Source organism: Methylobacterium sp. WL6, assembly GCF_008040095.1.
Taxonomy (GTDB): Bacteria; Pseudomonadota; Alphaproteobacteria; order Rhizobiales; family Beijerinckiaceae; genus Methylobacterium.
On record NZ_VRVH01000548.1, the window covers coordinates 1 to 1509 of the forward strand.

At 72.8% G+C, this 1509-nt stretch carries 2 protein-coding genes; both read left to right on the top strand.

Features of this window, described 5'->3' with window-relative positions; translation table 11 throughout:
- Positions 1–16: 16 nt before the first annotated feature.
- Positions 17–865, top strand: coding sequence for an ABC transporter permease (locus FV230_RS28225; protein ID WP_147860288.1), 849 nt, complete (start codon positions 17–19; stop codon positions 863–865).
- 238 nt (positions 866–1103) lie between these two features.
- A partial coding sequence (locus tag FV230_RS28230; RefSeq protein WP_147844709.1) for an ATP-binding cassette domain-containing protein occupies positions 1104–1509 on the top strand: 406 nt, incomplete at its 3' end.

Sequence of the window (1509 nt, forward strand, 5' to 3'; positions counted from 1 at the left end):
GGTCTGGCGGGCGCACGTGCGCGCGTTCCTCCGCAGCCCCGGCGCGGCGCTCGGCTTGGCGGCCCTGGTGCTGACGGTCCTCGCCGCCTGCCTCGCCCCCTGGATCGCGCCGCAGGACCCCTACGACCTCGCCAACCTCGACGTGATGGACGGCACCCTGCCCCCCGGCAGCCGCAGCGTCTCCGGGATGCTGTACGCGCTCGGCACCGACGCGCAGGGGCGCGACATGCTCTCGGCCATCCTCTACGGCCTGCGCGTCTCCCTCGTCGTCAGCCTCTCGGCGACCCTGGTCGCGGCGACGCTCGGCTCCACGATCGGCGTGCTCGCGGCCAACGCCGGCGGCCGGGTCGATGCCGTGCTGATGCGGCTCGCCGACCTGCAGCTCTCGTTCCCGGCGATCCTGATCGCGCTGGTGCTGCTCGCCGCCTTCGGCCGCGGCGTGGACAAGGTGGTGATCGCCCTGATCGCCGTGCAATGGGCCTACTACGCCCGCGCCATCCGGGCGACCGCCCTGGTCGAGCGCCGGCGCGAGTACATGGAGGCCGCCCGCGCGCTCGCGCTGCCGCGCCGCAGCCTGATCTTTCGCCACCTGCTGCCGAACTGCTCGGCCCCGGTGATCGTGGTGGCGACGATGCAGGTGGCGCACGCCATCGCGCTCGAGGCGACCTTGTCCTTCCTCGGCGTCGGCGTGCCGGTGACCGAGCCCTCCCTCGGGCTGCTGATCAAGAACGGCTACGACTACCTGCTCTCGGGCAAGTACTGGATCTCGACCTTCCCCGGCCTGGCGCTGGTGGCGGTCATCGTCGCGATCAACCTCGTCGGCGACCGGCTGCGCGACGTGCTGAACCCGAGGTTTTCGGATTGATACCCTCCGGGACCGGCCGAAGAATTCTGTCCGTGCACATCCCTTCCGGCCCCGGCGGGCGATCGCGGTCACATGTTTCGCCACGCATTCCAGAGGTGGCGCGGGTTCCCTCTTCCGTTCGGGAGAGGGGGCCGCGTGGTGCTTCGCGCAATCCGTCCGTCTGCCGACGCGCGGGCATGCGCGCCTCCGCGAGCCCGCAGAGGGGGGAGGCAAGCGGCGTCGGGCAGGGGAACGCGCCATGACCGCCCCCGTCCTTGCCCTCGAAGACCTCAGCGTGAGCTTCAAGGCCGGCGGGCGCGAGCACGTCGCCGTCGACCGGGTGAGCCTCACCGTGGGCCGCGGCGAGGTGCTGGGGCTCGTCGGCGAATCCGGCTCGGGCAAGTCGGTGACCGGGCTCGCGCTGATGGGGCTGATCGAGGCGCCCGGCCGGGTCTCGGGCGGCCGGATCCTGCTCGAGGGCCGCGACATCGCCGGTCTGCCGGAGGCCGAGCTCCGGCCGCTGCGCGGCAGGCGGATGGCGATGATCTTCCAGGACCCGATGACCACCCTGAACCCGGTGCTGCGGATCGAGACCCAGGTGGTCGAGGCGATCCGCGCGCACGAGCGCGTCGGGGCGGCGGCCGCCCCGACGCGCTCGTGCGCGC